Origin of the sequence: Shewanella sp. 6_MG-2023, assembly GCF_030547195.1 — a bacterium.
Taxonomy (GTDB): Bacteria; Pseudomonadota; Gammaproteobacteria; order Enterobacterales; family Shewanellaceae; genus Shewanella.
Genome location: NZ_JAUOQU010000047.1, coordinates 1 through 24,617, shown reverse-complemented (window position 1 = coordinate 24,617; position 24,617 = coordinate 1). Strand labels below are relative to the sequence as shown.

Genomic DNA, 24,617 nt, shown 5'->3' with positions numbered 1-24,617 from the left:
TTTATTATTGAGTTCGAAGACAGAATTGTGAAGCATATTAACTAAATTGCAGTTACACAGAATCTGTTACACCCTCTGAGTAAGCTGGGCTTTTTGTTTCCAATATTAGCCGTTATTAGCTCAAATCGATTGCTAATCGCCAGTTATTTCGCCAGTTCATGGTTTTTTTTCAGCAATAAAATAATTTCCCCTTGAATTCTATTTATCGCGCCCCATTTCCTAGGTAACAAAGATTTTTATACCGTGTTGGATACAACATGGTTGATGTATTAACGTAAACAAGGGAAATTTTCATGTCTCAACAAGAAACGCATGGCTTTCAAACCGAAGTAAAACAGCTTCTACATCTGATGATCCATTCTTTATATTCAAATAAAGAAATTTTCTTACGTGAACTAGTCTCAAATGCTGCGGATGCGGCAGATAAGCTACGTTACTTAGCATTAACTGATAACGCATTATATGAAAGCGATACTGAACTGCGTGTTCGTATTAGTACCGATCAAGAAAAAGGCACTGTTACTATTGAAGATAACGGTATCGGTATGACACGTGATGGTGTGATTGAACATTTAGGTACGATTGCAAAATCAGGTACTGCAGACTTCTTTAAAAACTTATCAGGTGAAGAGTCAAAAGATTCGCAGCTTATCGGTCAATTTGGTGTAGGTTTTTATTCTGCCTTTATCGTTGCTGATAAAGTCACTGTACGTACCCGCGCAGCAGGTGCAGCAGTTGATCAAGCGGTTCTGTGGGAGTCAGCAGGTGAAGGTGACTTTACCGTTGATACCATCACTAAAAATAGCCGCGGTACTGAAATTACCCTTCATTTACGTGATGAAGAAAAAGAATTCGCTGATGATACTCGTTTGCGCTCAATCATTACTAAGTACTCTGATCATATCTCAGTACCAGTAGAAATGTTTGAAGCTGGCCTACCAGAAACAGATGGCGAAGATGGCGAGAAAATCCCTGCTACTGAAGGCGAGTGGAAGCCAATGAACAAAGCCACTGCGCTTTGGACTCGTAGCAAATCAGATATATCAGATGAAGAATATCAAGAGTTCTACAAGCATATTTCTCACGACTATGCTGATGCAGCAACGTGGTCTCACAACCGTGTTGAAGGTAAGCAAGAATATACCAGCTTATTGTATATCCCAACTAAAGCCCCTTGGGATATGTTTAACCGCGACGTTAAGCATGGTCTAAAACTTTTTGTACAGCGTGTATTTGTGCTGGATGATGCTGAACAGTTCATGCCAACTTACCTACGTTTCGTTAAAGGCCTAATCGATTCAAATGATTTGCCACTCAACGTATCGCGTGAAATCTTACAAGATAACAGCGTAACTAAAGCATTGCGTACTGGTGTGACTAAGCGCGTTCTTGGCATGCTAGAAAAAATGGCTAAAAACGATGCTGAAAAGTATCAAGCTTTCTGGGCTGAATTTGGTCAAGTATTAAAAGAAGGCCCAGCTGAAGATTTCGCTAACCGTGAGCGTATTTCTGGTTTACTGCGTTTTGCTTCAACCCATAACAATTCACCAGTGACAGATGTGTCATTAGATGATTACATCAGTCGCATGAAAGAAGGCCAAGATAAGATTTACTATATCGTGGCTGATAGCTATGAAGCGGCAGCTAACAGCCCGCATTTAGAGCTACTGCGCAAGAAAGACATTGAAGTTCTATTAATGTCAGAGCGCATCGATGAATGGCTAATTAACCACTTAACTGAATTTAAAGACAAGAAACTGCACTCAGTAACGCGTGGTGATTTAGAGCTAGGTGAACTTGAAGATGCTGCTGAAAAAGAAGCTCAAGAAAAGTTAGCTGGCGAAGCTGAATCATTAGTATCACGTATTAAAACAGCGCTAGAAGGTAAAGTATCAGATGTTAAAGTGACTTCTCGCTTAACGGATACCCCTGCATGTGTGGTTGCCGGTGAAGGTGAAATGTCATCGCAAATGATTAAGCTTATGCAATCAGCAGGTCAGCCTGTACCTGAGTCTAAGCCGACATTTGAAATTAACCCACAGCATCCGCTGGTTGAGCGTCTAAATGACGAGCAAGATGAGCTAGCATTTGCTAACTGGGCAGATTTGTTATTACAACAAGCTCAGCTTTCAGAAAAGGGCAGCTTAGCGGATCCATCGGCATTCATTAAGTTAACCAACCAAATGCTAGTGGCGAGCTTAAAATAGTCATTAGTATTGCAATAAAGCGGGCTTAGGCCCGCTTTTTGTTAGCTATCACGAAATAGTTAAAAGGAATCAATATGGAACATATTATTAATTTAACTAAAGAAAATATTCAGCAAATTGTTGATGCTTCGATGGATAACTTTGTGGTGATGTCTTTTTGGGCACAACAGCAACCGCAAAGTGTACAAATGCTACAAGTGATGGAACAGATTGCCAATGAGCAAGCTGGGCGCTTTATCCTTGCGAAAGTGAATTGTGAAGCTGAGTTAGAAATTGCTAATTACTTCCAAATTCAGAGCTTACCTACCCACCTAGTGCTGAGTAAAGGTCAGCCGGTTGATGGTTTCGCTGGGGTGCAAAGTGCAGCGCAAGTGAATGAATTACTTGATAAGCATCTTCCTGCGTTATGGGTAACAGATTTTAATGCTGCAAAAGCGATTTTGGTTGAAGCAGGCATTGAAAAGCCAAGCGACGAAAAACTTGAACAAGCCTTAGCATTACTGAAAAGTGCCTTTGCTGAATCTCAGCAACAAGCAGAAGTGGCCTTAGTGCTTATCGATGTTTATTTACAATTGGGCATACTGGCTGAAGCTAAGACCTTATTAGATACGATAGGGCTTGCAGATCAAGACAGTTACTATCAGAACTTAAAAGCCAAGTTAGCCCTAGCAGAAGACGCTGCAGATACCCCTGAAATTCGTCAGTTACAACAATCATTACAACAGCAGCCTGGTAATATTGAACTGACTATCGATTTGGCCAAAGCATTGAATCAAGCTAATCGTGGCGAAGAGGCACTTGAGTGTTTATTTGCCATTTTAGAGAAAGATTTATCCGCTGCGGATGGAAAAGTTAAACAAGTGTTTATGGAAATATTGACAGCACTAGGGCAAGGCAACGCCATAGCCAGTCAGTATCGCCGCCGTTTATACAGTTTACTGTATTAAACACGGAAAATTTTCGTATTAGATATTGGTCTAAATCTTGAGGTTTTACCTTCTAAAGACCGTCTAAATGTGCGAAAATCGCCGCCTAAAAATATGAAAGCAATATAGAGGACTTTTGAGATGCGCATTATACTATTGGGTGCCCCTGGTGCCGGTAAAGGTACACAAGCTCAGTTCATTATGGAGCAGTACGGTATCCCACAAATCTCAACTGGTGATATGCTGCGTGCAGCAATTAAAGCTGGCACTCCGTTAGGATTAGAAGCTAAATCAGTGATGGATGCGGGCCAGTTAGTATCAGATGACCTAATTATTGGTTTAGTTAAAGAACGTATTGCCCAAGATGATTGTGCAAAGGGTTTCTTACTTGATGGTTTCCCTCGTACTATTCCTCAAGCAGACGCTATGGTTGCTAATGGAATTGAAATCGATCACGTGATAGAAATTGATGTGCCTGACGAAGAAATCGTTAAGCGTATGAGTGGTCGTCGTGTTCACTCAGGCTCTGGCCGTGTTTATCACATTATCTTCAACCAACCTAAAGTTGAAGGTAAAGATGACGTCACTGGTGAAGACTTATCTATCCGTCCAGATGATGAAGAATCAACTGTACGTAAGCGTCTTGGTATTTATCATGAGCAAACTAAGCCGCTAGTAGAATACTATGGTAAAGTCGCAGCTGCTGGTAACACTCAATACACTAAGTATGATGGTACTCAAACTGTTGCCGCTGTTAGCGCGCAAGTAAAGCAGTTGTTAGGTTAATACCTACAAAGTAGTATTTTTATACTGTTGAATTATAAAAAAAACCTGCATTGCAGGTTTTTTTATGTCATAAATAAAATCATCGTCACAAAAACTGAGAATGATTGACATCTATCTTGGTGTTGATTGTATTTGTGTTAAAATTAGCGTTTGGTAATAAGAACGTTTCTATTAAAGCGTTACTGTTTTCAAAAGCTGTGAATAACCCATAATCCTTATTGCATGGATGCCTACTCAAGAGAGTTTAAGATGAAGTTCCCTGGTCAACGCAAATCTAAGCACTATTTCCCAGTAAACAACCGAGACCCATTATTGGCTCAGTTAACCCAGCAAGAGCAGTCTGTATCTACCTATATTTGCGGTATTGACCAAACTCTTGTGGATATTGAAGCAAAAGTCGAAGATGAGCTACTAGGCCGTTACGGGCTTCCAAAAGGCAACTCAACTCTTATTGATGATCAGCAAGCTCACGAACTTTATAATGAACTAAAAAACAATGAGATGATCAGCGATGAATTTGCTGGTGGCACCATTGGTAATACCGTTCATAACTACTCAATTTTAGCTGATGACCGTTCGGTATTATTTGGCGTTATGAGCCAGAATATCATGGTCGGTAGTTATGCCTATCGCTACCTTTGTAATACCTCCTCTAAAGTGGACTTAAACTACCTGCAGCCAGTAGATGGCCCTATCGGTCGTTGTTTTACTTTGATCTCTGCTGAAGGTGAACGTACCTTTGCGATTAGCAAAGGTGCAATGGATAAGCTAACCCCAGAATATATTAATAAAGACGTGGTTCAAGGTAGTTCAGCGCTAGTTTTAACTGCGTATTTAATGCGTGCCAGCGAAGGTGATTTAATCACTGAAGCGGCAATGAAAGCGATTGAATATGCTAAAGAAGCCGATGTGCCAGTGGTATTGACCTTAGGTACCCGCTTCTTAATTCAAGAAGACCCTAAATGGTGGCAAGATTTCATTTGCGATAATGTAACAATTTTGGCGATGAATGAAGACGAAGGCGAGGCCTTAACGGGGTTCAGCGATCCGCTATTAGCCAGCGAAGCGGCCTTAGAGTGGTGTGATATGGTGTTGTGTACTGCAGGACCGTTAGGTTTATATACAGCAGGCTATACTGAAGACTCTGAAAAAAGAGCCACAGCCCATTTATTATTACCGGGCGCAATTCCTGAATTTAACCGTTACGAATTCTCGCGTCCTAAACGTAAATCAGACTGTACTACACCGATTAAAGTGTATGCTCATATCTCGCCTTATATGGGTGGACCAGATTATATCCGCAATACAAACGGTGCCGGAGATGGAGCGTTATCAGCATTACTGCATGACTTAGCAGCTAATACTTTCCATAAAACCAATGTACCGGGTTCAAGTAAGCATCAGCGTGATGGCCTGTGTTATTCATCTTTCTCGCAAGTGTGTAAATATGCTAACCGCGTCGCTTATGAAGTATTAGCCCAGCATAGCCCAAGATTATCTCGTGGTTTACCTGAGCGTGAAGATAGTTTAGAAGAGTCATACTGGGAAAGATAACCAGACAGGTTTTCCGTTTATATAATCAGTGACTAAATCAAGGGCAATCACCAAGTGGTGATTGCCCTTTTTGTTTGCATCAAGATAAACAAGTACTTGGTAGACGCTGAAAAATTCAGTAGGATGTTGAATATGCAGAAACATACCTCATTTTAAGTAATTCTGGTTTTAAAAATACATTGGAGAGCATTGTGAAGGGACAAATCTTAAGAGAAATGAAAGTACTTAAGGCAATTGAACCTGCTTATGAAGTCGAGCGCCGCGTAGCATTTCTTAAAACCAAATTGGTCGAGGCTCACAGCCATTGTTTGGTATTAGGGATTAGTGGTGGCGTTGACTCATCTGTAACCGGCAGATTATGCCAGTTAGCGGTAGACAGCTTAAATGCTGACAATCCACAGCAGGCTTACCAATTCATTGCGGTGCGTTTACCATATCAAGTACAAAAAGATGAAGATGAAGCTCAGCTTGCATGTCAATTTATTCAACCCTCAAAGCAGGTAACAGTGAATATTGCTGATGGGGTTATTGGTGTGCATAACGCAACGGTTTCAGGACTTGAGGATGCCGGTATTCAAGTCGCTAATAATGATAATGTTGATTTCATTAAAGGTAACGTCAAAGCCCGTATGCGAATGATTGCTCAATATCATATTGCAGGCCTAACTGGCGGCTTAGTCATTGGCACCGATCATAGTGCAGAAAATATTACCGGTTTTTATACTAAATTTGGTGACGGCGCCTGTGACTTAGCACCCTTGTTTGGTCTTAATAAGCGTCAAGTTCGCCAATTAGCCAGTTACCTTGGAGCGCCAGATATATTAGTGACCAAAGCGCCAACGGCAGATTTAGAAGACGATAAACCGCAATTAGAAGATGAGGTGGCATTAGGGCTAAGCTATGATCAAATCGATGATTTCTTAGAAGGCAAAGAGGTTGATAGCTTTGTTGAAGATAAACTTATTGCGATTTACCAGCGCACCCAACATAAGCGTCAACCTATCCCGACGATTTATGACTAATTTAACTTCCCACTAGCTTAGAGCAAGGATTGTTTAAGTGAGCTTAAATAGCGGCTTAGCTGCTCAATTAACACATTGGGAAACTGGCGGTAATCTAAATATGGCGTGATGAGTATCTGCTCATGCGCCATTATTTTTTGGCTTTCATCTATGGCGGTTAACGCAGATATAAACGATTGATCGCTTATATTAGCGAATGCAGCTTGGCCACAAATGATATGAATATGGCTATTCACACTAAGCTTAGTAGCATTAATGATAATGTTACATTGACTAAAATCTACCCGCTTTAAATCATCAGTAGCTTGCGGATTAAATAATTGGTTGCGGCAATCTCGCCATGTATCTGGCGCTTTATCAGTAACAGCAATCTTGGCCATGATAGTAAATATTTTTCGCCAATGATTGCCATTATCGTTAATGATTTGCTCGATAGCATTTGTATTTTGCCAATGCCATGCTTTGGAGACTTTAGGTGGCGTTGGCAAATAGAATGTGATTTCAGCTTTTTCAGAGCCTAATAAAATAGCTTTTGAGCTAAGCTCGGCGTTTGGCTTAGTCGCGTTATTTGTGATAACAGCAGGCTTTGTATGAATGCTTGGCTGAGTTGATTTCATTATGGGTTTGCTACTCAATATTTTCGGCCTGATGGCATATTATTATTTGTAAATTCAGACTCTTTTTAGACTATCATTAAAACTATACGGACAAAAATTAATTCCATAGGACTGGCGAATGAAAGCAATAGTAATCGGTTCGACTAAACATCTGTTATTTTTTGCTATTTATGGTTTTATTGCCAGTCTACTGCTTTTTATCGCCGCCGTGGTGTGGTTTTTAACGGCTCGCTCTGAATTAGAGATTTGGCATACAACACGCTTGAAAAGTGAGTATCATCAACAGTCTGGCTTAACAGACTTTTCCCAGTATCTTGCTCTTGAAGACAAGCTATTTAATGAGTTAGACCGCAAAATATACCAACAATATACTCCTAAGCTGGCTTCACCTATTAATCGTTACGAAGCCAATAGCTTATCAGATCCAAATCATTGGGATGTAAACTGGAATCGCTCTTTTGAGTGGTCAAACCCCGATGCCAATTATGGCATTTTATTTCTCCATGGTATGTCAGACTCCCCTTATGCGATTTCAAACCTAGCGCGACATTTTAGCGCTTCAGCCGATGTTTTAGGACTACGTTTACCAGGGCACGGCACTATTCCTGCTGGCTTAGCAGATATCACTTGGCCAGATTTAGCCAGCGCAGTAGCATTAGCGACTCAGCACATGAAGCAAAAATTGGCCGGTAAACCGTTATATGTCGTGGGCTTTTCTACCGGTGCAGCACTGGCATTAAACCTTCAACTAGAAGCAATTGCTGTTAATAACCCTACAGATTATCAAGCAATGATGTTTCTTTCGCCAGCTATAGGGTTAGCGCCCATTGCAGCAGGCGCAAAGTGGCAAGCGAGGTTAGGGCGTTTAATTAATCAAGAAAAACTGTTTTGGAATACCATTGAGGTTGAATACGACCCTTTCAAATATATCTCATTTGCAGTGAATGCCGGTGACGTTGTTTATCAACTGGCTGAAAGAAATCAATATTTAATAAAACAATTTGATCAGCAGCAATTAGCCAATATTCCTCCTATTTTAACCTTCCAGTCAATTGCAGATGATACCGTTTCTACTAACGCGGTGGTCGAGCATTTGTATCAATATTTACCCTCAGATAAGCATAGCTTAGTGATATTTGATATCAATCGTAACCGTAATAATCATCAATTGATCACTAAAAACTTGTTAAACGAAATGGGGCCACTTTGGCTCAACATGCCCATGAACTACCGTTTAAGTTTAATTGAAAATAGCCAGCAATCTGAGTATGGCGTGCAAGAGCAAAACTTGGTTGAGAGCGAAGAGGGAGCAACAGTAGACTTAGCACTGAAATGGCCAGCTGGGGTGTATTCATTATCGCATGTTGCCTTGCCTTTTCCTGAAAATGACCCCTTATACGGACCACATTATCAGCCTCAAAGTCAGCATATTCAGATAGGGCAGGCAATCTTTAAAGGTGAGCGGGGATTGTTTGGGATCCCCGCCGCAGAGATGTTAAGACAGAAATGGAATCCATTTTATCCGTATATGTTAGATAGATTGGAGCAGTTTATTGAGCCGTGATTATCGCGGTAGCTAAACTCGTCACTAGCTTAGCGATTATGGTTTTGATATAAAACGTTAGTGGGCTACTCTGGGTCACTTGGATCATTAATCACATCAATAATGACTTTATTTCGCCCTTGCTCTTTTGCTTTGTATAGGTTGTCATCTGCAACTTTTATCCAGTGATCAATGTCTTTAGAAAAGTTGGCGTTAGCCGTTATCGCGCCAATACTGGTGGTGACTGAAAAGTGCTGTTCATCCGTTGGCGAGTTAATTATTACTTTGGCTAACTGTTCTCTAAAATGATTGAGATGCTGCTCAATTTTAAGGGCATTAGATAAAGGCAATATCAAAATAAACTCTTCACCACCATAGCGAGAAACGATATCGGTATCGCGTTTAAATTGCTGTTTTAATAGTTTAGATACGACTCTTAAGCATTCGTCCCCAGCCAAATGACCGTAGCTATCATTGACCTGTTTAAAGTAATCTAAGTCAAGGATAGCAATGGTAATGGCATGCTCACCTCGCAGACAAAAATCCAGCAAGCTATCAAATCTATCTTCTGCATAACGGCGATTATAAAGCCCAGTTAGTGGATCTTTATCCACTAATGCCAATAACTTTTGATTGGCTTTTTCAAGCTCATCGGTGCGAATCGCGACAGTTTCTTCTAGCTCCAGTTGGTGCTTAAGTAAGTCACGTTTACTGGCGGTGAGGCTCTTGTACAGGTTATATACTTCTTCTGATGTACTTTCATTATCAATTTGTTCTTTTAATTCAGTACCACTGATTTGTCCGAATTGATTAGCCACAATTTCTAATGAGTTAGTGAGTAAACGACACACTCTGGAGGAGATTAAAAAGGTCAAAATGATGGAGATGAATAGCATCAAGTAGGTGCCTAGCATTTGTGTTTCGGCGGTTTTAACTAACGGAGACAGTGGCTGTAATACATACAACTTCCAACCATTGTTTAGTCGATTACTGATGTACACGTATTCAGGTGATGTGGCGGTTAAGTTGTGAATATTGATCACATTTAAACTGGTGCGGTAATTTCCTTTTTCATTTGAATAGGTAAATTCTACGTGAGTGCTTAAGTTTAGAGAAGGGGTGGAATAAATGATGTTGTTATTGTTATCAACGATGATAATAAACTCTTTATCCCCTGTTCCATTTTGATTATCTATCTTAGAAAAGAACGCTAAATCCAGCGAGCCTTCAATAATTCCACTGACCTTTGATTGATCATTATTGTGATAAAAAGGGGCACTGATGGCGATAATTGATTCGTCACCAAAGCCGCGGCCTTTAAACACAGGCGAAACAAACAAGCGCTGATTATAAAAAGACTCAATAAAGTAGTCTCTATCTGAAATTGATAAATCCAGAGGTTGCCCTGTTTTATTGAGCATAATACTGCTGGGGCTTGCGGCAATCACTTGAGCATCAGTGTCTGCCAGCAGCATAGTAATAAAACTAGGATAATGCTGATGCAGTTTGATTAAAACTTGTTGTAATTCACTGTAGGATGACGTCGTTAAGCTGATTAAATCTGCTGCATAATCAATGACCATTTTATGTTCATTAAGGTATTGCTCGGTTGCCGTACTAATATGTTCGGTGGTGTCAGTTAAATTTCGCTTCAGTAACTCTTGTTGTTTTTCAAGAAACAAATAATTAAAAGTCAGTGCTGATAATAACAAGCAAAGGGTGATCATTAACGTCATAAAGTAGGTGACTTGAGCGTTAAAACTACGACGTTTTTGGTTGGTTTTTGTGTCATTTAACTGCCACGTATTAGGAATAAACAAGATGAACAGTGACGCCAAGCCAGCGTAAATTAAACCGTTGATGCTTTGCTTGATAATGGCGAATAACATGTGGCTATCTGGAAAATCAGCAAGTGTCACCATGTATATATAGGTTAATGGCATACCAAGAGCTAACCAATAAATACCACTGCTATATAAGGGAAACAGGCCTTTTCTGCGAGCAATGCCAATGAATATTGCTTCGGTACAAAATAGTAAATATACATGGGGGCTACCCCAAGTGAGCATTAATCCACTTGCGCTGAGTATGGCGGTGACTAAACCATACCAAGGGCCTAAAAGCACAGCTGAAATAACGGTAAAAGTATTACCTAGCACTAATTGGACATTGGCGAATATTGGAATGGGGTAGCAATTAATTACCATTCCTAATAGGCCAAAACAGAGTGCAATTAGGAGGTTTTTTTTATTTATTATAGGAAACTGCAATCGAATACCATGTGATCGAACTGTTATGTAAAAATTTTATACTCGTCAAGCATTTAACTCAAGTGGAAACGATATTGTGGCCCCCGTAATGTGAAAAATCTGAATTCTGCTTGTGAGCTCAATACCCATTTGAGGCAATACTTTCCTGCTGCTTATCTTAGTCAATCACTAAATTCAGTTCGACCTTGGTCTACATTAGCTTAATTGGTGATGTAGACATAACTTCAGCATTTCATAGGTTAAGTTGTTGTTAATAAGTAATTATTTTGTTTTTTCTATAACTGGCCAAACCAAATCTTAGACTAAGGTCGTGATTGTGGTCACATTTTGAGTTGTTAGATTAACTATCGACTTAAAAAATAATTAGCACTGGGGAGTCACTATGAGTTTCGAAAATCAAGATACAGCAAGTGGGTACTGGCGTGAGAATTTACGCTTAGTATTGGGGTTGCTGGCAATTTGGGCTGCAGTATCATTTGGCTGCGGTATTTTACTGGTCGATGTTCTTAATGAAGTCCACTTCATGGGCTTTAAATTGGGATTCTGGTTTGCACAACAAGGTGCCATGTATGTGTTTGTTGCACTGATTTTTGTGTATGTAGCGAAAGCGAATGCTTTAGATAAAAAATATAACGTACACGAAGACTGAGGAATAAATCATGGATGTTCAAACTTTAACTTATATTATCGTGGGCTTGACGTTTGCCCTGTACATCGGTATCGCAATATGGTCTCGTGCTGGCTCAACTAAAGAGTTTTATGTCGCTGGTGGCGGCGTGCCGCCAGTTATGAACGGTATGGCAACAGCGGCGGATTGGATGTCCGCGGCATCATTTATATCACTTGCCGGTATTGTTTCATTTACTGGTTATGATGGTTCTGTCTATTTAATGGGCTGGACCGGTGGTTATGTTCTGCTAGCGCTTTGCATGGCTCCATACTTACGTAAGTTCGGTAAATTTACTGTGCCAGACTTTATTGGTGATCGCTATTACTCACAAGCTGCGCGAACTGTTGCAGTCGTGTGTGCGATTTTCATCTGTTTCACCTACATCGCCGGTCAAATGCGTGGTGTTGGGGTGGTATTCTCCCGTTTCTTAGAAGTCGAAGTTGAAACTGGGGTTTATATCGGTATGGCAGTGGTGTTCTTTTATGCTGTTTTAGGCGGTATGAAAGGGATTACTTACACTCAGGTTGCGCAGTATTGTGTGCTTATTTTTGCCTTTATGGTACCAGCCATTTTCATCTCGGTAATGATGACAGGTCATGTGTTACCGCAAATTGGCTTTGGTGCAGAACTTGTTGATGCAGCAGGTAATGGAACAGGAGTTTACCTGTTAGATAAGCTTGATGGCTTGTCGGCAGAACTTGGCTTCTCTCAATATACTGAAGGCTCAAAGAGCATGATTGATGTGTTCTTTATTACTGGTGCCTTGATGTTTGGTACCGCTGGTTTACCCCATGTCATCGTGCGTTTCTTTACAGTGCCTAGAGTAAAAGATGCGCGTGTATCAGCAGGTTGGGCATTAGTATTTATTGCTATTATGTATACCACAATTCCAGCATTGGCAGCTTTCTCTCGTGTAAATATGATTGAAACCATTAATGGCCCAGAAAAAACCGGTGTTGCTTATGAAACAGCGCCTGAATGGATTAAAAACTGGGAAAAAACTGGCTTAATTACTTGGGATGATAAAAATGCTGATGGCAATATCTATTATGCTAAAGGCGATACCAATGAAATGAAAATTGACCGCGATATCATGGTATTAGCAACGCCTGAAATTGCATCTCTGCCAGCATGGGTCATAGCATTGGTCGCTGCTGGTGGTCTTGCGGCGGCACTGTCTACATCTGCGGGTTTATTATTAGTTATTTCTACCTCGGTATCCCATGATTTATTGAAGAAAAACTTCATGCCAGATATCTCAGATAAGAAAGAGCTTTTATTTGCGCGAATTGCCGCGGCGCTAGGTATTGTCATGGCGGGTTACTTTGGTATTAACCCACCAGGCTTTGTGGCCGCGGTTGTTGCGATTGCATTTGGTCTAGCTGCCTCGTCATTGTTTCCTGCCATTGTTATGGGGATCTTTTCAAGAACCGTTAACAAAGAAGGTGCGATTTCAGGGATGGTTTTAGGTTTACTATTTACTGCAAGCTATATCGTGTACTTTAAGTTTGTTAACCCAAGTGCCAATAGCAGTGAAAACTGGTTCCTAGGTATTTCGCCTGAAGGTATTGGTATGCTAGGTATGATGATTAACTTTGGTGTTGCATTTGCTGTTAGCAAAGTCACTGCAGCGGTACCTGCTGACGTGGTTGCTATGGTTGAGTCAATTCGATTCCCGAAAGGCTCAGGTGAAGCGCACGACCATTAAGATTCATACAATATGAATTTTAAAATGTGAGTATTTAACTCTCGGATAAAAAAGCGCTTCGGCGCTTTTTTTATTGGTGACAGTGTTCAATTCTTTATGAACAAATGCTGTTAGCAAGTGTTTAATATTAGTGAGTTAAATATTGCCACTTATGGCCATTGGTCGAATATCAGCCTCAATATAATTTACGTATATTAAATTAATAAGACAGAAAATGATTTGGCAGTAAGTAAGAGGCCCGCGATGAAAGATGCCAGTGAACTGCAACCCATTGTTCAATTTATTAAAGAGTTAGTACCATTTGATAGTCTTTCAGAGACAAATTTAACGCGCTGCTGCAAGCAAATCACCATTGGTTATTACAGTAAAGCATCGGCTGTAGTGCCCTTAGATGCCAGTCATCCACAACTTTATATTGTTCGCTCTGGCGCATTTGAAGTAAGAGACAATCAAGGTGAGTTATTAGATAGGTTGGGCGAAGGAGACTACTTTGGTTTTCCATCTTTGCTATCTGGTGAAAAAGTCAGTAACCAAGTGCAGATTTTAGAAGACAGTTTGGTGTATCACTTAGATCCCGAAACCTTTGATTTTTTGCGTAGTGAAAGCCGCAGCTTCGATCGCTTTTTTAATCGTGCCTTTGCCAGAAGAATGCGTCATCAAGCTAGATTTAAAGCAAAAGACTTAACCACAACCAATCGTATCAATAGTTTAATGTCTGCCGATCCTCTAATTATAAATTGTAATGCCAGTGTCAGTGAAGCGGCGAAAAAAATGCGTTTAGCCAGAGTGTCATCAGTGCTAGTGATGGATAATCAGCAATTGATTGGTATTCTTACCGATCGAGATTTACGTAATCGAGTGCTTGCTGAAGGCTTTGATGGCAATTTGCCGGTTCATCAAGCGATGACCCCCAATCCCACCAAACTTGAAGCTAACGCCTTAGTATTTGAAGCAATGCTGTTGATGAGTGAACATGGCATTCATCACTTACCCATTATGGAACAAGAAAATGTGGTGGGGATATTAACCAGTACTGATATTTTACGCGGCCAGAGTTCACAGCCCTTGCTATTAATCGGCGAAATAGAGCGGCAAACCAATATTGATAGCCTGATTAATGTCAGTAAACAAATTCCGGTATTACTACAAAATCTAATCAGTGCAGATGCCCGAGCAGAAGAAGTGGGCAGGGTATTAACCTCGGTTACCGATGCATTAACCCGGCGATTAATTATTTTAAATCAGCAAATTTTAGGTGAAGCGCCAATGGCCTTTTGCTGGTTAGCATTTGGCTCACAAGGCAGGCAAGATCAAGCGGCCTGTTCAGATCAAGATAACGGTATTTTGCTGGCCCATGAGCCTGATGAGCATGCAAAAGGCTATTTTGACGCCTTAACCCATGCGGTTTGTAAAGGGCTGGACCAATGCGGCTATATATATTGCCCTGGGGATATTATGGCGCAAAACCCCAAATGGCGCTTGTCACTGTTCCAATGGCAACAGCATTTTGAAAAATGGGTACTATCACCCGAACCTAAAGCCTTAATGCATGCCAGTATCTTTTTTGATATGCGCTCCGTTTATGGGCCGCAGAATTTATTTGATCAGTTACAACAGCACGTCTTAAGCAACACCAAAGATAATGATATTTTTCTTGCTGGAATGGCGGGTAACTCACTGGTTGAAACGCCGCCGCTAGGCTTTTTTAGAAAGTTTGTGTTAGAGCGTGACGGCAGTGAAGTAAAAGGTATGGATTTGAAACATAAAGGCGTAGCGTTAATCAACGATATCGCCAGAGTGTATGCTTTAAGTGCAGGTATTACTGAAGTGAATACGCCTAAGCGGATCCGAGCATTGATGGAAGCCAATATCATTAACCGTAAAGATGCCCTTAATCTAGCGGATGCCTTAGAGTTTATTGCGCATATGCGGTTATCAAATCAAGGTCAGCAGCATACACAACAACAAGAAGTCACCAATTACTTAAAACCGCAGCAAATGTCATCGTTATTGCGACATCAACTCAGGGATGCTTTTAAAGTGGTTCATGATGCGCAATCTGGCTTAAGAATGAAGTTTATGCGAAGTTATTAATGGTATTTCTATGTGGGTTGGCCTGTGATGTTAATTTAGCTTGTGATGTTAATAGTGTGGAGTAAACAACTTAGTGAATGAGTTATGGCTTAAAACGCGCTTACAGTTAGAACTTCTCGGTCAAAAAGACGAGCTTGCGGCTTACCAGTCGAGCGTTAAGCCATGCCTTAGTGCTACGATTGCGGATCTACCGATTATGGCAATAGATCTAGAAATGACCGGGTTAGATCCTCATAACGACCAAATAATCAGTATTGGTATCGTGCCGATTGAGCATGGCGCCATTCCGTTATCAAAAGCCCTGCAAGTGATGGTGACAATCGATGGAAGTGTAGGACAGAGCGCAGCTGTGCACGGGATTATCGATAATCATTTAACAGAAGCGTTATCACTAACACAAGCCATGGCCTGGTTGCTTGCACAAACTCAAGGCTCAATTTTATTAGCTCATCATGCACCAATGGACATTAGTTTTATCCAAAGCCATTTAGAAAAAGTCTATAAAAGAAGCATTAAATTGCCTTTTATTGATACCTTAGCGATAGAAAAACAACGACTTTTACGCCAACATGATGTGCTGCAAGAAGGTAGTTTACGACTGGATGCTTGTCGAAAACGATACGGTCTGCCGACTTATTATGGCCATGATGCCCTCACAGATGCACTAGCGTGCGCCGAATTGTTTGTGGCACAAATAGCCTCTATTGGCGACAGTAAAACCATGAAGGCGGCGCAATTTATTAGTATATAAAGGCAGTAGCCTGAACTTAATCAAATCAGTTTAAATCCAGTAAATAGATATAAAAAAACCAGCACAAGGCTGGTTTAATGGTTTAGCAAGCTGAGTTTACTTTGATTTGTTCATGAAGAAATCAACAGCTGGCTTGATAAGCTCTAAGGCAGTGACTTCACAAGGTGGAAGCTCGGCTGTAGGTGGGTTAATCGGTGTAGTACGCTCACCCCATTTAACTAATGCAGCCGCTGAGGTTAAACCCGCGCCAAAGGCACATGATAAAACAGTTTGACCTGCTTTCAACTTACCTTGTTCAAGAGCATCACAAATCGCAATAGGGATAGTGGCTGCCGAGGTATTGCCATATTTTGCAATATTAACAAAGGCTTTTTCTTTTGGAATTTTCATGCGGCCGATTAAGGTATCAATAATACGTTCATTGGCTTGATGAGGAATAACAAAATCAACGTCTTCTTTATTGATATTGCACTTTTCAAGCACTTTAGTGCTTAGACCGCCCATGCCATGAATCGCGCGTTTAAACACTTCTTGGCCATTTAGATGAATGAAGAAGTCTAAAGAAGATGAATCAAAGCGATCCATTTTGGTACCAAAACCAGAGGCTAAAATATCACGCGCAGCAGGGTCATTATTTAACTCGTAACCTAAAACACCGCCTGGTTGGTCGCTTACTTCTAATACCACCGCGCCGGCGCCATCACCAAATAATACAGCGGTTTCACGGCGAGACCAATCAAGGTAAAAAGACAAACGCTCTGCACCAATAACCAACACTTTTTTATTTTGACCACTTTTGATCATTGAACTACCAAGACCAAGACCGTATAAGAAGCCACTACAGGCCGCGTTGATATCAAACGCGCCGCAAGTTGCACCAATATTGGCTTGCACCGTTGAAGCAATGTTTGGAATTAAAGTGTCAGGGCTTGCTGTTGCTAAGATGATTAAGTCAATCTCACTGCCATCAATACCTGCCGCTGATAACGCATTTTGCGCTGCAACGGTTGCAAGTTCTGAGGTATTGACGTGGCTAATACGTCTTTCGCTGATCCCGGTACGAGTTTTAATCCACTCGTCTGACGTTTCCATAAATGTGGCTAAATCGTCATTGGTCAGAGTTGCTGGTGGGACACATTTTCCCCAGCCGGTAATATGAGCATACTGCATGTGGTGATCTCTCAAATAAAAATTAAAAAATAATCTGGTAATAAAATGTCTTCATTTAATAGAGGGACTGTTACTCCCCACTAAACCTACTTTAAATGCTGGACCACAAGTGCCTTAATGGCTTCTGCTGCATGTAAAATATGTTGTTGTAATAATTTGGTCGCTTTGCCGATATCTTTGCGTTTGCACAATTCGAAGAGTTCGCGATGCTCTCGTTCCGCCGTTGGTATTCCACCGGTTAAAAGTAGCTGTAAACGGATATAGCGATCACAGTTATTATTTAAACCATGGACAACTTCGAGAGTATGAGGTCGATTAGCGGCTTCATATAAGCACGTATGGAACTGGATATTGAGTTCGCTCCAAGTTGCAACTGAGTCCTCTTGCTTAAAAGCTGACTCGAGTTTGGCTAGCACCTTGTCAGCCCGCTCAAAATCATCATCTTGTAGATTAGGAATTGCTTTTGCAAGCAAATCACTCTCTATCATAGCGCGTAGCTCAAATAATTCTGTGACCTGCTCAACAGAAAGCATTGTCGCAGTGGCACCTTTATGGGCTTCAAACTTGACTAACCCTTCAGCCTCTAACTGTACTAAAGCCTCACGAACAGGAATACGACTGACATTAAGTTGTGCAGCAATTGCTGACTGTCTAAGCGGTTCACCCGCTTTGATATAGCCAGAAAGTAATTGTTCTCTCAAAACTTCTACTACAGCTTGGGTGCGAGTTTTATGAATTATTGGCGTTATTTGACTCATTACTTCTTATAATTGTCACAAAATATCTACGGAAGGGTAACCTTTACTGGCGTTATTATAAAGTATCGATGTAAAAAATCTTCCTTTTATAATACATGTGCATATTTAACTAAGTAGTGGGATAATCACTGTAATTGAAATTTTAGGAGTAGTACCGTGAATAAAGCCATTTTTTTAGACCGTGACGGCGTTATCAATATCGATAAAGGCTATGTGCACTTGGTTGATGACTTTGAATACATTGAAGGTGTGTTTGAAGCATGCTTAGCATTTAAAAAAATGGGCTACATGGTCGTGGTGGTGACAAACCAATCTGGTATTGCTCGCGGTATGTATAGTGAAGATGATTTTCACCATTTAACTGAATGGATGGATTGGAACTTTGCTGATAAAGGTGTGGAGTTGGACGGTATCTATTATTGCCCCCATCATCCAGAAAAAGGCCTTGGGGATTACAAACAAGATTGTGATTGCCGCAAACCTAAACCCGGTATGCTTAATAGTGCTGCAGAATTTTTAAAAATTGATATGGCTAACTCTATTATGGTTGGTGATAAAGCTGACGATATTCGCGCTGCAAAAGCTGCTGGTATTAATACCGCTATATTGGTACGAAGCGGCAAAGTTGTCGATGAAGCAGGAATTGAGCTTGCGACAGTAGTTGTAGATAGCATTGCGGATGTAGCATCATTTATACAAAATAACACTTAAACCAGCTTGTAAAAGCCCTTGTTTCTTTTGTGTTTCTTTTGTGTTTTTTTTGGGTAATTTGTTGATTTTTTGAAGTGGGCGGTTTAAATATTGATGGTGTAAGTGTAACATCTTCCTATGTTTAATAGGGATATGAGAACTAGCATGGCTTTAAGTCGTCGCCATTTATTATCAAATTTACCATTTATTATTGGCTTCAGTGGGCATCGAGATATATTTCATGCGGATGAATCCATAGATTGTAATAAAAATATAAAAGAACAAGTTCGCTCGGTGATATTGCATTGGTTTAATCATCTAAATCCAACATCACATCATAACGCTTCAAATGAAATTACTACTCCAATCTGGATTTTAACCGGACTGGCGGAAGGCGCAGACTTACTCGCCATTGAAGTAGCTTTAGAGCTACAGACTGAGCTAGGTAATGATGCTATTCGTGTCATTGGTTGTTTACCTATGCCGCTGGAAAATTTCAAACAGGATTTCGAGTTTGAGTCTGATAATAGCTTAATATCGATTGAGCAATTCAACTTTCTTGTAAATGAGTTAAGACAGCCTTATAACGAGCTGATAGAAGTAAAACATGCTTTAACTGATGACGAAATGCATCAGGCTGTAAATGATGTTAACTATGGTAGCCTTAGGAATAGTTTATATCTTAATCAAGGTCTTTTTATTGCAAAGTATTGCAATGTATTAGTTGCATTGTGGGATGGAAAAAAAGCACAAGGCACAGGCGGTACTGCTGACATTGTCCGATACAAGTTGGGCTTTGATATCCAATGGCCATCAGGTACGGAACACTCAGCACTACAAGCAATATCAGAGTTTGACGGTCAGACGGCCGGACTTGTGCACCATTTGCCTACAGTACGCTTAAAAAACACTTCCGTTCAGAATGAAAATCAAAGTGTAATAATTGATACCCTAAGTGCAGATGATCAGGTATTGATTAATTATGAACCTCCCATTGGTAAATTATATTCCTATCATTATGAACAAAATGGTCAGCAAAGTGAGTTGACTTGCTTTATTTCAAAAGAATTCAATACGTTAGTTAATGAGCTGAAGTATTTTAATGAGTTTAGTGCTAACAAACTGTCAGAAATAACTGAACTTACCTATAAGTCACCACATAAATCAGGTTTATCTGTGTCTCAGCCAATCTTCGAAGCTGCCGACAACATCGCTCTTAAAGCTCAAACGAGTTATCGCAGTCTCGTTAAGTGGTTTTTTATATTCGCAATACCTGGTTTTGCTTGTTATGAAATCACGGGTAATTTCGTTAATTCAATTACGGGTTCAACAATCATATCTGTCACATTATTGGCTATTGTTGCTTGTTCGCTAATTGTAACATTCGCAGCTAAACGAAACTTAAAATGGAAATATCAATTAGCTCGCGGAGTCGCTGAAGGCATCAGGATCAGAGGCTTTTTAAATCTTTCTAATATAACTCCGGCTGCAACTTCAATTATTCCGAGACGCTTTCGCAGTTTTTATCCATTATTTAATCATGCTATTTCAGTTGCTGAACTGGATTGGTGGCGCCAAAATGAAGTCGCTACTATGGATGAAATTAATGTCGGTTGGTTAGAAGATCAGCGCCTGTTTTTAAATTCTAAATTACAGCTTAACGCAAGCTCATTAAATGACATTTTGTATAAACGTCCTTTATACGCCAGCAGGTTATTTTCACAGGCAGCAAAAACCTGTTTTAGAGTATCAATTATTTTAGGAGCACTGCTCTTATTATCAATGATTAGTCAACAAGTGCTGAAAGTAAATTTGTTCAATGAATCAAACAACTGGTTAATGTTAACTCTACAATACAGTTTAATGACAAGTGGCTTATTTGCTTTATGGAATGAACTTTGTGGTTATGAAGAAACGGCCAAGGGCTATCAAAGTTTATACGAACTTTATTGCCGAGCTCAGTCCTTATTTACTGGCCAAATGTCTCAAGCGAAATCTGTTATGTTGCAAGACTTAGCGAAAGAAGCAATGTTTGAACATGTCAGTTGGTCAAATGCAGAATCAAGTACTGATTTAAAGCAAAAAAAATGATACAAAACAAATAACACAGAAGAATATATTCAATTGGGAACAAGAAGAATGACTCAAGAAATCCAAAAGTATAAAACCCGAACAATAGACGAATTAAAAAAACACAAACAAGTGAAATTAGTTTTCGGTCGTTATCATTTAGAGTGGGATAGCGAAGGTAATTTAACTTGGTTTTGCCAAGAAGAAGATGCAAAGAAAGAAATCAATAGCCATATTGGTAGCATCATTGGCTTAATGGCGTTGGTTAACCAAAAGAATGTATCCCACTTTCTAACCGTAGATGATGCACATACTATATACATTGCCCAAAGCAGAGATGGACGTTTAATTAAACAACTTAACGGCCACGAAGGTCGCATCACTGGTTTACTTGAACTTGTCAATGGTAACTTATTGAGTGTGAGTGATGATGGCACCGTAAAATATTGGGATTTAAAAACCTACAAGTGTATTGCGACATTAGATGTGCATATTAAATCAGTTGACGATATTAAATTTCTTAAAGGGATTGAGCACACATTAATTATAAATGTTGGTAATGATACTCAGCTTTGGTCGCTTAAAGGTGATCTACGCGTTGAATTAAAAGGCCTTAAAGAAGAGATTCGATTCTATGGTCAATTAAAATCTGGTAATTGGCTAGTAAGGCCAATGAAAGGTAATCCAGTTATTTGGTCATCAGATGGCAAGCCGATTTGTAAATTTAAATTTAATTTTTCAGTAAGCAATGGATTTATTGAACTTGAGAATGGCCAGTTGCTAATTAAAGACCAATCAAATGTTTTGCAAATTTGGACTCAGTCAGGGGAACTAGTAGAAAAACATGCAAGTGATAAAGTTATTGCTGAACATTTTGATGACCTTGCAGTAGCTAATTTCGAAACTAATGTCTGGCTGTATCAGCATCGTTCAAGTGATGATTATCCACAAATAACAAATAGCTTTAATTGGTACAACATTGATCCAGATAAAGAAAATTCAGATAAAGAAAAAATAGATAAGCCAAATGAAAATAGCGGCTTTCCTAGATTAGAAAAAGGCGGTACTGTCGAACAGCAGAGGCAAGGCTTAAAACTAAAGCAGGGTTCTGATCAAAGAACTATTTGGGACTTCTTTTTCCGCCCGAATATCCGCAGTATAAAAATGGCTTTACGACAGCAAATTGATACAGCAAGAAGCGCAGAAGAAAATCTAACGAAGCAAAAAGAGCAGGCAGAATTAAAAATAAAAAAACACACGAGTAAACGAAAGTTTGCCAAGTTTGCAGCATTCTTTTTTGCGATACCTACAATATTAATGGGCTTAATAAGTTATTACAGTTATGCCATGCTCGAACCTTCGACGTTAATTACTCATACTGACTCTGCTGTTAACTCAATACTAGGTATGGTTTCCCCAAACGATGCTGGGACTTTTACAATAAACAGTGGGAATATTAGTGAAAGTGCACAACATATCCAAATTGCATTAGCGGGCATAAGTGGCTTTTTATTACTAATGACACTGTCTTGGTTTGGGCGTAATAGAAGCCAAAAAGCAAAACAGCTGGAGAATACCGGTAACTTGCAGCTTATCAATGTAATGATGGAAAACTTTGAAAAGCTAATCAACACAATTAAAAATCATCGAACTAGTATGCTTGAAACTGTTCCTGTGAATAAGAACCCTCGTTTGTTTGCCAGCGCGGATGTACACACCTTGATAGAAAATAAAATAAATAATGAAATTCAACAAATAGCATTACAAAAACTAAAACTTGATGAAAGTGAACTTATTCATAGAGATGGAGGCGCTGTTTTTCAGGATTGGTCGATTATCCAAACTGGTAAGCCAAAGAAAATTAATAGACAAAATGAAGTTTGCGTTCATTTTGATGGCCATGGAAACTTAGTTAGTGCTGTCAGAGTTATTCAATTTATCTTTTTAACAAAAGAACAAGTTAATGTTTTTTATACATATTATGATTTTATTGCAGATAAATTCATAGAAGAAGGGGAAACTGGCTTATCTCTTTTCTATACAGACATCAGTACTGTTATTCGCACCAATGTAGAAAGTAAATTGTTTAAACAGGATCTATCAAATACTGAAATTACGCTTTCGTTAAATAGTGGTAAGAACATTAGTTTAGTCATTCTTAAAGAAGAAAGTGTAAATGCACTATCCAGCGAATTGGTCTCTAATGAAGATGAAGCCGAAGTAATAGAAGAAGTGGATGATGAAGCTTCTTTAGAGCTTGTTCGAACATTACTAGAACAGGAAGAAGCTGAGATAGATACCCAGTTTGAAATAGATCTTCAAACTGCGAAAGAAGATAAAAACGATGAATTAGTTAACCAACTATCTCGGGCACAAGAGCAACTTGTTAATTATGTACAAAAGCAACAAGTGGTTGTTGATAATTATAACTCTGATGAAAGTGTATCTAACATTTCAAAAGATAATCTTGCAGATTTAACATACAGTAATATTAAAACTCAAATTGAAGCTAAGAAAAGTGAAGCTAGAGTGGCTTAATTAACCAAGATTATCATTAATAGAAGAAGTAAAATCAGATGAAAAAAATATTTGTTAGTTACAGCACTAAAGATAATGATGCAGCAAATAAAATTGTTGAAGGTATTAAGCTTGCTGGCCACGATGTATGGTTTGCACCAGATAAAATACTTGGTGGAGATAATTACGCTGAAAATATTGAGCAAGGTATAGAGCAAAGCGAACTGTTTGTGTTGTTAGCCTCTAAACATGCTATCGGAAATAAAGAGTTGAAACTTGAGGGCTCTGAAGAAGTCGCCAATGAAATTCAGCTTGCCAAAAAACATGGTTTGAAAATAGTACCCTTGAAACTGGATAACAGTTTAATTGTAGGAGCATCTGGTGGTAATAATTATCACTTTATTCGCAAACAATGGATAGATGTTGCCGCAGCTTTGGAAAGTGGTGATTTTGATTCGGTAGTGGGACAAATCGTTACCACTGCAGACTCTTTAACATCTAAAAGTATTGACGAAGCTTATATAGAAGAGGCAGAGCTTGCATTACTTGTCGGGGATACTCAACAAGCAATGGATGTTATGGCATTACATAGCTTTTCAAAGAGCAATAGAAGCAGAGCAGAATTTGTTAAGCTTTTAGCCAAATTGCTAAAGTCAGGAGTTAAAGGTTTAGATATCGATAAAGCGAATACGATAGCGACAACCTTACAGCGACTTCGAGATAGCGATATTAAACCAAGTGCTACCTACTTGCTTGCCGTTTTAAATGAGTTCTGTTTCCGGAAAAATGGTTTTAAAACTTCGATTGAGCCTTTCAACTTACTTAAAGACTCAGTAAAGACCCATGAAACAGTACCATTAAAGTACCGAGCTATCATTGATAAACTTTTACCACATGAAAGCCAGTTCGCTGTTGAGTGGTTAATGTAAATATAAACCATAGGGCGTTTAAAGTGACTTAAATCACTTTAAACGCCCTGTTTGTTTGTTATTTGTTCGGTTGAGTGCTTTTTTTTAAATTAATTAATAAAAGCCCTTGCGGGATAAAATCATTTCCCTATAATGCGCAACCACTGACACGGAACAAGGCGTCTAACGCTAGTTACCGAGTCCGCTCTTTAACAATTTATCAAGTAATCTGTGTGGACACTCACAGGTGTTGAGTTAATCGAAATTGTCACTTAGGTGGCAATCAAAATTATTACTCAATGTAACGATGAGTGTTCATAGCAATATGTAACAAACGTTTTAGAGATTCTTCCGAG

General features: G+C 39.5%; 18 protein-coding genes. 14 read left to right on the top strand and 4 right to left on the bottom strand.

Annotated features, from left to right (window positions below):
* The first annotated feature begins 293 nt into the window (after positions 1–293).
* The 5 genes from htpG to nadE all read left to right on the top strand — a co-directional run bounded on the left by htpG (position 294) and on the right by nadE (position 6,495).
* Positions 294–2,207, top strand: coding sequence for a molecular chaperone HtpG (gene htpG / locus Q4533_RS18850; protein WP_102435782.1), 1,914 nt, complete (start codon positions 294–296; stop codon positions 2,205–2,207).
* Positions 2,208–2,281: 74 nt separating this feature from the next.
* Positions 2,282–3,154, top strand: coding sequence for a tetratricopeptide repeat protein (locus tag Q4533_RS18845; protein ID WP_102435780.1), 873 nt, complete (start codon positions 2,282–2,284; stop codon positions 3,152–3,154).
* A gap of 120 nt (positions 3,155–3,274) precedes the next feature.
* The gene (adk, locus tag Q4533_RS18840; RefSeq protein WP_076542252.1) at positions 3,275–3,919 is read left to right on the top strand and encodes an adenylate kinase; all 645 of its coding nucleotides are present in this window, start codon (positions 3,275–3,277) and stop codon (positions 3,917–3,919) included.
* A 249-nt stretch (positions 3,920–4,168) separates the two neighbouring features.
* Complete coding sequence (locus Q4533_RS18835; protein WP_102435778.1) at positions 4,169–5,473, top strand: inosine/guanosine kinase; 1,305 nt, start codon at positions 4,169–4,171, stop codon at positions 5,471–5,473.
* Between the two features lie 191 nt (positions 5,474–5,664).
* On the top strand, positions 5,665–6,495 hold the full coding sequence (nadE, locus tag Q4533_RS18830) for an ammonia-dependent NAD(+) synthetase (protein WP_102435776.1): 831 nt from the start codon (positions 5,665–5,667) through the stop codon (positions 6,493–6,495).
* Between the two features lie 17 nt (positions 6,496–6,512).
* Here the strand turns inward: nadE and Q4533_RS18825 are convergent, their stop codons facing one another.
* Positions 6,513–7,112: a hypothetical protein gene (locus Q4533_RS18825; protein WP_303503799.1), complete on the bottom strand. Its 600-nt coding sequence runs from the start codon at positions 7,110–7,112 to the stop codon at positions 6,513–6,515.
* 118 nt (positions 7,113–7,230) lie between these two features.
* On the opposite strand from Q4533_RS18825, the gene Q4533_RS18820 reads away from it, so the two are divergent.
* Positions 7,231–8,676, top strand: a complete 1,446-nt coding sequence (locus Q4533_RS18820; RefSeq protein WP_303411186.1) for a carboxylesterase — start codon at positions 7,231–7,233, stop codon at positions 8,674–8,676.
* A 65-nt stretch (positions 8,677–8,741) separates the two neighbouring features.
* Here Q4533_RS18820 and Q4533_RS18815 read toward each other — a convergent pair whose 3' ends face one another.
* Positions 8,742–10,862 (bottom strand): diguanylate cyclase, encoded by a 2,121-nt coding sequence (locus tag Q4533_RS18815; protein WP_303503797.1) that lies wholly within the window; start codon positions 10,860–10,862, stop codon positions 8,742–8,744.
* 445 nt (positions 10,863–11,307) lie between these two features.
* Here Q4533_RS18815 and Q4533_RS18810 point away from each other — a divergent pair, with 445 nt between their 5' ends.
* From Q4533_RS18810 to Q4533_RS18795, 4 genes are all read left to right on the top strand, one after another.
* Entirely contained in the window at positions 11,308–11,574 is a 267-nt protein-coding gene (locus tag Q4533_RS18810) for a DUF4212 domain-containing protein (RefSeq protein WP_076542242.1), read from the top strand.
* A 10-nt stretch (positions 11,575–11,584) separates the two neighbouring features.
* On the top strand, positions 11,585–13,303 hold the full coding sequence (locus Q4533_RS18805) for a sodium:solute symporter family protein (RefSeq protein WP_102435770.1): 1,719 nt from the start codon (positions 11,585–11,587) through the stop codon (positions 13,301–13,303).
* Positions 13,304–13,546: 243 nt separating this feature from the next.
* The gene (locus tag Q4533_RS18800) at positions 13,547–15,397 is read left to right on the top strand and encodes a DUF294 nucleotidyltransferase-like domain-containing protein (RefSeq protein ID WP_303503795.1); all 1,851 of its coding nucleotides are present in this window, start codon (positions 13,547–13,549) and stop codon (positions 15,395–15,397) included.
* Between the two features lie 73 nt (positions 15,398–15,470).
* Positions 15,471–16,148 (top strand): exonuclease domain-containing protein, encoded by a 678-nt coding sequence (locus Q4533_RS18795; RefSeq protein WP_241900982.1) that lies wholly within the window; start codon positions 15,471–15,473, stop codon positions 16,146–16,148.
* Between the two features lie 96 nt (positions 16,149–16,244).
* On the opposite strand, the gene Q4533_RS18790 is transcribed toward Q4533_RS18795, so the two are convergent.
* Together Q4533_RS18790 and Q4533_RS18785 are read right to left on the bottom strand one after the other, a co-directional pair.
* Positions 16,245–17,318: a ketoacyl-ACP synthase III gene (locus Q4533_RS18790; protein ID WP_102435766.1), complete on the bottom strand. Its 1,074-nt coding sequence runs from the start codon at positions 17,316–17,318 to the stop codon at positions 16,245–16,247.
* An 86-nt stretch (positions 17,319–17,404) separates the two neighbouring features.
* On the bottom strand, positions 17,405–18,076 hold the full coding sequence (locus Q4533_RS18785; protein WP_102435764.1) for a GntR family transcriptional regulator: 672 nt from the start codon (positions 18,074–18,076) through the stop codon (positions 17,405–17,407).
* A gap of 156 nt (positions 18,077–18,232) precedes the next feature.
* Here Q4533_RS18785 and gmhB point away from each other — a divergent pair, with 156 nt between their 5' ends.
* The 4 genes from gmhB to Q4533_RS18765 all read left to right on the top strand — a co-directional run bounded on the left by gmhB (position 18,233) and on the right by Q4533_RS18765 (position 24,282).
* Positions 18,233–18,787, top strand: a complete 555-nt coding sequence (gene gmhB, locus Q4533_RS18780) for a D-glycero-beta-D-manno-heptose 1,7-bisphosphate 7-phosphatase (protein ID WP_303462351.1) — start codon at positions 18,233–18,235, stop codon at positions 18,785–18,787.
* Positions 18,788–18,931: 144 nt separating this feature from the next.
* Positions 18,932–20,857, top strand: coding sequence for a hypothetical protein (locus Q4533_RS18775; RefSeq protein WP_303503792.1), 1,926 nt, complete (start codon positions 18,932–18,934; stop codon positions 20,855–20,857).
* 48 nt (positions 20,858–20,905) lie between these two features.
* Positions 20,906–23,374: a WD40 repeat domain-containing protein gene (locus Q4533_RS18770; RefSeq protein WP_303503790.1), complete on the top strand. Its 2,469-nt coding sequence runs from the start codon at positions 20,906–20,908 to the stop codon at positions 23,372–23,374.
* 38 nt (positions 23,375–23,412) lie between these two features.
* Positions 23,413–24,282 carry a toll/interleukin-1 receptor domain-containing protein gene (locus Q4533_RS18765; RefSeq protein WP_303503788.1) on the top strand — a complete coding sequence of 290 codons (870 nt, stop codon included), beginning with the start codon at positions 23,413–23,415 and terminating at the stop codon, positions 24,280–24,282.
* The last annotated feature ends 335 nt before the right edge of the window (positions 24,283–24,617 follow it).

Excerpts from the sequence above, each read along its gene's own strand:
- htpG (WP_102435782.1), top strand. The coding sequence starts at position 294 with ATGTCTCAACAAGAAACGCATGGCTTTCAAACCGAAGTAAAACAGCTT.
- Q4533_RS18845 (WP_102435780.1), top strand. The coding sequence starts at position 2,282 with ATGGAACATATTATTAATTTAACTAAAGAAAATATTCAGCAAATTGTT.
- adk (WP_076542252.1), top strand. The coding sequence starts at position 3,275 with ATGCGCATTATACTATTGGGTGCCCCTGGTGCCGGTAAAGGTACACAA.
- Q4533_RS18835 (WP_102435778.1), top strand. The coding sequence starts at position 4,169 with ATGAAGTTCCCTGGTCAACGCAAATCTAAGCACTATTTCCCAGTAAAC.
- Q4533_RS18825 (WP_303503799.1), bottom strand. The coding sequence starts at position 7,112 with ATGAAATCAACTCAGCCAAGCATTCATACAAAGCCTGCTGTTATCACA.
- Q4533_RS18820 (WP_303411186.1), top strand. The coding sequence starts at position 7,231 with ATGAAAGCAATAGTAATCGGTTCGACTAAACATCTGTTATTTTTTGCT.
- Q4533_RS18815 (WP_303503797.1), bottom strand. The coding sequence starts at position 10,862 with ATGGTAATTAATTGCTACCCCATTCCAATATTCGCCAATGTCCAATTA.
- Q4533_RS18810 (WP_076542242.1), top strand. The coding sequence starts at position 11,308 with ATGAGTTTCGAAAATCAAGATACAGCAAGTGGGTACTGGCGTGAGAAT.
- Q4533_RS18805 (WP_102435770.1), top strand. The coding sequence starts at position 11,585 with ATGGATGTTCAAACTTTAACTTATATTATCGTGGGCTTGACGTTTGCC.
- Q4533_RS18800 (WP_303503795.1), top strand. The coding sequence starts at position 13,547 with ATGAAAGATGCCAGTGAACTGCAACCCATTGTTCAATTTATTAAAGAG.
- Q4533_RS18790 (WP_102435766.1), bottom strand. The coding sequence starts at position 17,318 with ATGCAGTATGCTCATATTACCGGCTGGGGAAAATGTGTCCCACCAGCA.
- Q4533_RS18785 (WP_102435764.1), bottom strand. The coding sequence starts at position 18,076 with ATGAGTCAAATAACGCCAATAATTCATAAAACTCGCACCCAAGCTGTA.
- Q4533_RS18775 (WP_303503792.1), top strand. The coding sequence starts at position 18,932 with ATGGCTTTAAGTCGTCGCCATTTATTATCAAATTTACCATTTATTATT.
- Q4533_RS18770 (WP_303503790.1), top strand. The coding sequence starts at position 20,906 with ATGACTCAAGAAATCCAAAAGTATAAAACCCGAACAATAGACGAATTA.
- Q4533_RS18765 (WP_303503788.1), top strand. The coding sequence starts at position 23,413 with ATGAAAAAAATATTTGTTAGTTACAGCACTAAAGATAATGATGCAGCA.